Annotated in this window: 5 protein-coding genes; 2 read left to right on the plus strand and 3 right to left on the minus strand. The window is 42.7% G+C overall.

Annotated features, from left to right (window positions below; genetic code table 11):
• Positions 1-125: 125 nt before the first annotated feature.
• Entirely contained in the window at positions 126-1,838 is a 1,713-nt protein-coding gene (locus BN35_RS00805) for an AMP-binding protein (RefSeq protein WP_044071100.1), read from the minus strand.
• Between the two features lie 230 nt (positions 1,839-2,068).
• Complete coding sequence (locus tag BN35_RS00810) at positions 2,069-3,316, minus strand: ABC transporter permease (protein ID WP_028901098.1); 1,248 nt, start codon at positions 3,314-3,316, stop codon at positions 2,069-2,071.
• 189 nt (positions 3,317-3,505) lie between these two features.
• Between BN35_RS00810 and BN35_RS00815 the strand changes: the two genes are divergently transcribed.
• Positions 3,506-4,003 (plus strand): DUF4494 domain-containing protein, encoded by a 498-nt coding sequence (locus BN35_RS00815; protein ID WP_025072384.1) that lies wholly within the window; start codon positions 3,506-3,508, stop codon positions 4,001-4,003.
• 264 nt (positions 4,004-4,267) lie between these two features.
• Complete coding sequence (locus BN35_RS00820) at positions 4,268-4,936, plus strand: YggS family pyridoxal phosphate-dependent enzyme (protein ID WP_025073250.1); 669 nt, start codon at positions 4,268-4,270, stop codon at positions 4,934-4,936.
• A gap of 291 nt (positions 4,937-5,227) precedes the next feature.
• Here the strand turns inward: BN35_RS00820 and BN35_RS00825 are convergent, their stop codons facing one another.
• Entirely contained in the window at positions 5,228-7,003 is a 1,776-nt protein-coding gene (locus BN35_RS00825) for a M6 family metalloprotease domain-containing protein (protein WP_028901099.1), read from the minus strand.
• Between the last annotated feature and the right edge of the window lie 282 nt (positions 7,004-7,285).

The following is a 7,285-nucleotide window of genomic DNA, read 5'->3' on the forward strand; positions in this document are numbered from 1 at the left end:
TGAACGAATCTTCGAATAGCGACCCAATAAAAAAGTCTTCACCATGTGCGTGAAGACTTTTTTAATGATTGTTTTTTGAAGGGAATGCGAGTGTCGAGGAAGTCTTGCTTTTGCGCTCCACTCCCTTATATTTTCGATTGATACAGATAACGCTTAATACTCCTTTTAGGCGTCTTTTCAAACTCTGTTTCGTGAATTTTAATGGCAGAAAGCTTACTGTACGCGGGTATCAACTTATTGAGCTCTTGCCTATTTTGCTCCATGATTTTTTCCAAATCTTCATGGTCAAGTCCAAGTGTTTTCGCTTCATCAAAGTCTGGATAGACGAGTCCAACAAGTTTGTCACCATCCTGAAGTACCACACTCTCGCTCACCAATGGCAGAGAGTTAAGCTTATCTTCTATTTCTTCGGGGTAAATATTCTGTCCACTGGCACCGAGAAGCATGTTTTTGGAGCGACCTTTGATAAAGATATTCCCTTCACTATCCATCGTTCCCAAATCGCCTGTATGGTACCAGCCGTCTTGATCAATGGCTTGTTTTGTCGCCTCTTCATCCTTATAATAGCCCAACATCACATTTGGTCCTTTGGCTAATATTTCTCCTGCAACGTTTTCAGGGTCGGAACTGTCAATTTTCACCTCCATGAGATAGGCAGGTTTTCCACAACTTCCTGGCTCGAAAGTCTTCCAATCCGAATAAGAAATGATGGGTGCACATTCTGTTGCGCCGTATCCTACTGTATAAGGAAAACCGATGCGATGCAAGAATTTCTCCACATCTTGATTGAGCGCAGCCCCTCCGATAATAATCTGATATAGATTACCGCCAAAGGCTTGATAAACTTCTTGGCATATCTTCTCTTCTACCTTTTTATTGATAACAGGCATATTGAGCAGTAGTTTCAGCATATTGTTGCTCTCAATCTTTGGATAGACGCGCTTTCTGATAATCTTCTCTATCACTAATGGCACTGCAATGATGAGTGACGGCTTGATGTCTGCAAATGCCTTGGCAATGATGGCTGGACTCGGTAAGCGAGTTAAGTAGAAAATATGGCAGCCTGACAAAAACTCGTATAGGAACTCAAACGCCATTCCGTACATGTGAGCCATAGGGAGAATGCTCATCACATGATCTTCTGCGTGTATCTTGTCTTTCAAGTTATGGAAAGCAAAGGCAATGTTTCCCCACAGTGCACGATAGGGGAGCATGACTCCTTTTGAGTAGCCAGTTGTGCCACTGGTATAGTTGATAAGCGCCAGCTCATCAGGATCTTTTTCAATATAGTATTTTACATGTTCTTGACGGAAATACTTTGGATATTTTTTTCCAAACATCTCGTTGAGATGTTCACGTGCATAAGTTAATTTCTCTGTTCTGGACACCACCAATGAGTAGTCTGGAAGATAGATGATACCCTCTAAGTCGGGCATCTGAGTTGCATCGATGACCGTGGCTACCACATCGCCAACAAACAACAGTTTGGCTTCGCTATGATTCACAATGTTGTGAATTTGTTCTGCTGTAAACTCGTGCAGAATAGGAACAGCCACTGCTCCGTACGTCAAAGTTGCTAAGAATGCGCATGCCCATGCAGAACTATTACGACCGCATAGCGCAATTTTATCTCCCTTTTCCACACCACTATTTTCAAACAGGATGTGTAGCTTTTCTATCTTTCGCGCTACATCGTGATACTGCAATGTAGCACCTTGATAATCTGTCAGCGCATCAAGCGTCCAATGGTCTTTGATACTCTTTTCAATGAGCGCGTTAAAACTCGATATTTCTATCCCGTTTGCTGTATGCTTTTGGCTCTTTGTTAGTTCGTTCATGTTCGTAATATTATAATGTGAAGTAACACAGTCCGGTTCTTGCACATTTGTTCTATTTGTGTGCAAAGTTAAGATGTTCTTTGCACATTAGCAAATATAATGTGCATATTTTGCAGCTAAATGGTGATTTTATGAACGAACGAGTGCCTTCATCACTATTTTTTGGCTTTCAAAAGAGTGATGTACTGTGTTTTATGCGCTGTACATGAAGTTGATAAAATACGGTTCCTTTATTCGTATCTCATTGATTTGGCAGGGTGGATGTGTGAGATAAGCTGACTGGGTGCTATCAACACCAGCAGACTGATGACCAAAGTGCCGAGGTTGAGGAGCAGAATTATCCAAACATTAATTTCTACTGGAACCGTATTCACATAATATACTTCGGGGTCAAGCTTCACCAAACCTGTATAATGCTGTAATGCAACGAGTCCTAAGCCAATGAGATTGCCTAAAATCATGCCTCGTCCAATGATGAAAGCGGCAAACCATAGGAAGGTGCGCCTTATCATATTGTTGCGCGCTCCCATGGCTTTGAGCACCCCAATCATCTGTACTCTTTCAAGAATGATGATGAGCAAGCCTGAAATCATCGTAATGGCAGCCACTGCCAACATGAGGGCTAATATAATCCAAACATTGAGATCGAGCAAATCAAGCCATGAAAAGATTTGCGGACTAATATCTCGAATGGTTTTTGAGGAATAGGTTTCGCCATATTGATCGACGGAGCGATTGACGTGTTGAATAAGATAGTTCGCCGTCATGTCCACCTGTTGGAAATCCTTGACCGTTATTTCTGCTCCTGTGACCTGATCTGTTTCCCACCCATTGAGCTTCACAGCGGTGTACAAATCAATGTAACAAGTCACATCATCGTATTGGGCAAGGTTGGTTTGATAGATGCCTGCAATCTTAAATCGTCGGACACGTACACCATGGTCATCGATAAAATAGGCGAAAATACGATTGCCTAATTTGAGTTGCAGCTTTTGTGCCATGGATTTTGACAATAAAATTTGGTTGCTACTCTTCTTGTCTGAGAATGCTGGGATGTGACCTTCTATTAAATTGTGCTTGATGAAGGTAGAATCAAAATCGGGTCCTACGCCTTTGAAGACAACGCCTAAGAAGTCTGAGTCGGTCTTGAGAACTCCTTGTTTGTTTGCAAATCGCTGTACATGGTCTACTCCCGGACATTTTTTCAGCACCTGAATCATCGAGTCGCCCATTTGGATGGGATAAGATTCAGAGGTTTGCAGCGTCATGAAGTTTGCCACTTGGATGTGACTTCCAAACCCAATGACCTTGTTGCTCACGGCATGTTTGAACCCAAAGACAACGCATACGGATATCAGCATGACCGCCAAACCGATGCCCACACCGATAGTTGCAATGCGAATAGCAGGTTTGGACACCTTTTGTTTGTCTCCTTGTTCTTGGTAAATGCGTTTGGATAAAAAGAGTGGTAAGTTCATATTTCGTAATTTCGGCAACGTTGTTCGTTCGTTTCTTTGTTCGTTTCTGCACCGAGAGGGTAGACTACGGGTTGCTGAAGTCTGTCCTGTCTTCCTGCAAAGGTAGCAAATATATTGATTGCGCAAAACTTGCAGGTCTATTATTTTTTTGTACTTTTGCATTCATAATTACTAAAAAAAAAGAACAACATGAGAACAAGAAATGCCAATTGGTTTGAGACAAGTGTGCAATATGAACGACAAGGAGAGGACGGACTTTTTACCAAAGTGCGAGAAATGTATGTCATAGACGCCTTTACGTTTGGTGAAGCAGAAAAAGCAATCACACAGGAGATGTCTTCCTTTTCGAGTGGCGAGTTCGTTATCAAGAATATTACGCCTGCCACCTACGGAGAAATCTTTTTCAGTGACGGAGAGAATGATGACAAATGGTATAAGGCAAAACTGATGTTCATCACCATTGATGAAGAAAAAGGCAAGGAAAAGCGCACTGCCGTTAATTACTTGGTGCAAGCCGGTTCGGTGGCTGGTGCATTGAAGAACATCGAGGAAGTGTTTTCTACCAGTGTACTTGATTTCACAGTAGCGAATATTGCGGAGACAAAAATCATGGATGTTTTCGAACATGAACTGAAACCGAAAGCTGATGATCGACCCGAAATGGATTCGGCAGACGCTACCAAATAACGGAATGCCGCTTCACTTCAGGCTGGTTCTATAAATTACCACCGCATTTAGTCATTAAATTTTTATGAAATACGTTTTGTTATCTTTTGGCTTCTTTTTGGTTCAAAATGTAAGTTCGTTCAGTCGTGTAGCTCGCTACACTCCTTCACTCTCTTGCATTTTGACCTCAAAAATAAGCTCAAAATCTAACAAAGCTAATTTATAGAACCAGCCTTCACTTAGCAACCACTCACCTTATTTCTTCTTACACTAACAGTCAATATCATGGTCAACGTAGTTCAAAATTTACAAAACATTCAACAGCAATTGCCTGCTCATGTAAAGTTGGTGGCAATTAGCAAGTATCATCCTGCCGAGAGCATTGCCGAGGCTTATGCTTATGGGCAGCGTGTGTTTGGAGAGAGCAGAGAACAAGAGCTAAGTAGAAAGGTGGAAATGCTGCCCAAAGATATTCAGTGGCATTTCATAGGACATCTGCAAACCAACAAAGTTCGATTGATAGCTCCTTATATCACGATGATTGAGGCTGTTGACTCAGAGAAACTCTTGCTTGAAATCGAGAAGCAGGCGGCGCGCAATCATCGTGTCATTGATGTGCTGCTTGAGTTGCACATTGCGGAGGAAGCTACAAAATACGGATTCTCCTTGTCCGATTGCCGCCAATGGTTAGCACAAGGACAATGGCGGAGTTTGGATCATGTGCGCATCTGTGGCTTGATGATGATGGCGTCCAATGTTGATGACGAGGAGCAAATACGGGAAGAGATGACTTTGGCGAGCCGTTTTTTCGATGAAGTGAAGTCACAATATTTTGCCGATGCGCCTTATTTCAAGGAACGCAGTTGGGGGATGAGCCATGATTACCGCATCGCTGTGGAGTGTGGATCAACCATGGTGAGAGTGGGGTCGGCTATCTTTGGTGAGCGAGTTTAGCGTGCTATCCCTCTTCTCCTTTTGATTGAGCGCAGCCCATAGCAGTCTCTAAACGAACAAATCCAACCAAAATCTTTGGTTGGATTTGTTCGTTTTAGGCTGGTTCTATAAATTAGCTTTGTTAGATTTTGAGCTTATTTTTGAGGTCAAAATGCAAGAGAGTGAAGGAGTGTAGCGAGCTACACGACTGAACGAACTTACATTTTGAACCAAAAAGAAGCCAAAAGATAACAAAACGTATTTCATAAACATTTGATGACTATGTGCGGTGGTAATTTATAGAACCTGCCTTTAAGGTTTGACAAACTTCTTGTGATTTCTGATATAGATACCTTTCTCTAATACCCTGTCATCGGTTCCTACATAACGACCGTCCAGTGTGTAGATGCGCTCATCGACAGGTCGGTCTTTGTACGTAGCTTGTTCAATGCCACTGGTGAAATCTTTTCGAAGAAAATCAAAATATATCTTGCCATCTCTTTCCGAAATGTTATAAATGGGCTTATCAAGCGTCCCCCCTGTCCATGGTGCATAGTTGGGCAATTTTTTCGCATCTGTGAGTTCTGTTACATTCTTCGTCCCGGGAAAGAGGTCGCCTTTTAAATCTTCTTTGTATTTATCTCTATTTCTGTCCCAATTGTACGAGCTATACAGCAATCCATCAGCAGGAATTACTGTCATGCGAGGCTTGCCTTTCACATTGTTCACGCTGTTTGATGATAATATAAATGCTGTAGCCTCGTAATTTACATGATACATCAACAGTCCATGACTCTTCAAGCCTGCATTCCAACGCTCGGCTTGAATGTTCTGAACAATGTAATAATCTTTTGTGCTCGGATCGTTATCATTGTAAATGCGATAGGCTTTGCCCTTGTTATCAATGGTTTGCAATTCAATTTGCTGCGCAGTGGTCAAATTATCAATCGTCATCCAGCCCATGGCTTCGCGTTCCCAAGCCGTATAGGCAGTAGGCCACCAGCCATTGGCGGTATATTCGCCATCGTCCATGAGGCTCCATGCCTCCATTCCTTGGTTGTCCCCTCGGGCACTCGCCAATGTAGGATAGAAATCGGGAAGCCCCATACAGTGACTGAATTCATGACAAAAGAGTCCGATGCCTGATATCATTTTTTTCTTAGGAGTTTTAGGGTTGCCAATCAGTTCGTTGCTGATACCTGCCCTACATATCTTTTTTCCGTCAAAGGAGGGGCAGGGGTAAATCGTTCCTGCTTTGGGCCACATGGTGTTGTCGGGGGCACCCATGTTCTGTCCATAGCCTGAATAGACAACATACACCAAATCGGCATAGCCGTCGCCATTGGCATCATAGTTGGCAAAATTAAGCGAATCGTCCATCAGTCGGCAGGCATCAGTAATCAGTTCACTGAATTTTTCGCCGCCACCGTTGGGATCTGTTCCTCCATAATATGCAAGTTCGTGCGGAAGTGTCACAGGACCATAGACGTCAAATTGTGGTATAAACTTACCAAAGCTCATGTCCTTGAAATATTGCTTCACGCTCGATGCATTTCTACCTTTACTGTGTTCGTAGTCAACAGGTTCTCCTTCGCCATTGAGAAACTGTTGAAACGATTGGCGAGGATTGGTAAGTGTAAATGGGGTGTCATTGTATTGAGCCAAAATGACAATGGCTTTGGGCGAACCCATGTGTGGGAAAAAAGTACTGTTCACCTGTACAGGTTCGCGACGCATGGCACGAGTTTCTATCTGTTGTTGTGCTCTTTCAAAAAACAGGTTTCTGTTTTGCGCTGCCACCGCTCTCTTTTCAGCGTCTTGTCGTTGCGATTTCTCATGCGCCAAGAGGTTTGACGATGATATTTTCCCATATCGGTCGATATGCGCAATATAAAAGATGTCGGCTTTGCGAATCAGTATGACACCGTCTTTGTCGGTGTACCAGTTAAAATGTTCATCTCCATGTTGGTAGGCTTGTAACACGCTACCGTCGGGTTGCGTGACCGTTAGCGGCATTTTCCACGCTTTGGCAGCCCAAGACAGACTTACCAGTAGGAGAGAAATCCATGTCAATAGTAACTTTTTCATATTGTGACGTTGTAGTTGTAACATATTCAATCGTTTTGCAAAAATACAAAATTTATCTTTATTTTGCACTGTTTCTTACCTTTTTGCGTGTTTCGTGTAATTCTTGGCGTGTTTGTTTCTGATGGAAATTAAAGAACTTCCTTGCTTCGTAATCAATTTCTTGCTTGATGGAAATTTTCACTTAGAACTGATAATGCAGTTGTCTATGATTAGCGTTTCCCGATGCCAGCACAATTATCTCCTGCTCGTGGTCTGCTTAACCCGTGTGAATAACCAGCTTAA

It is taken from the genome of Hoylesella timonensis 4401737 = DSM 22865 = JCM 15640 (genome assembly GCF_000455445.1).
Taxonomy (GTDB): domain Bacteria; phylum Bacteroidota; class Bacteroidia; order Bacteroidales; family Bacteroidaceae; genus Prevotella; species Prevotella timonensis.

What these genes read in the sequence shown, in the direction of transcription:
- BN35_RS00820 (WP_025073250.1), top strand. Translation starts at nt 4,268, where the DNA reads ATGGTCAACGTAGTTCAAAATTTACAAAACATTCAACAGCAATTGCCT.
- BN35_RS00805 (WP_044071100.1), bottom strand. Translation starts at nt 1,838, where the DNA reads ATGAACGAACTAACAAAGAGCCAAAAGCATACAGCAAACGGGATAGAA.
- BN35_RS00825 (WP_028901099.1), bottom strand. Translation starts at nt 7,003, where the DNA reads ATGAAAAAGTTACTATTGACATGGATTTCTCTCCTACTGGTAAGTCTG.
- BN35_RS00815 (WP_025072384.1), top strand. Translation starts at nt 3,506, where the DNA reads ATGAGAACAAGAAATGCCAATTGGTTTGAGACAAGTGTGCAATATGAA.
- BN35_RS00810 (WP_028901098.1), bottom strand. Translation starts at nt 3,316, where the DNA reads ATGAACTTACCACTCTTTTTATCCAAACGCATTTACCAAGAACAAGGA.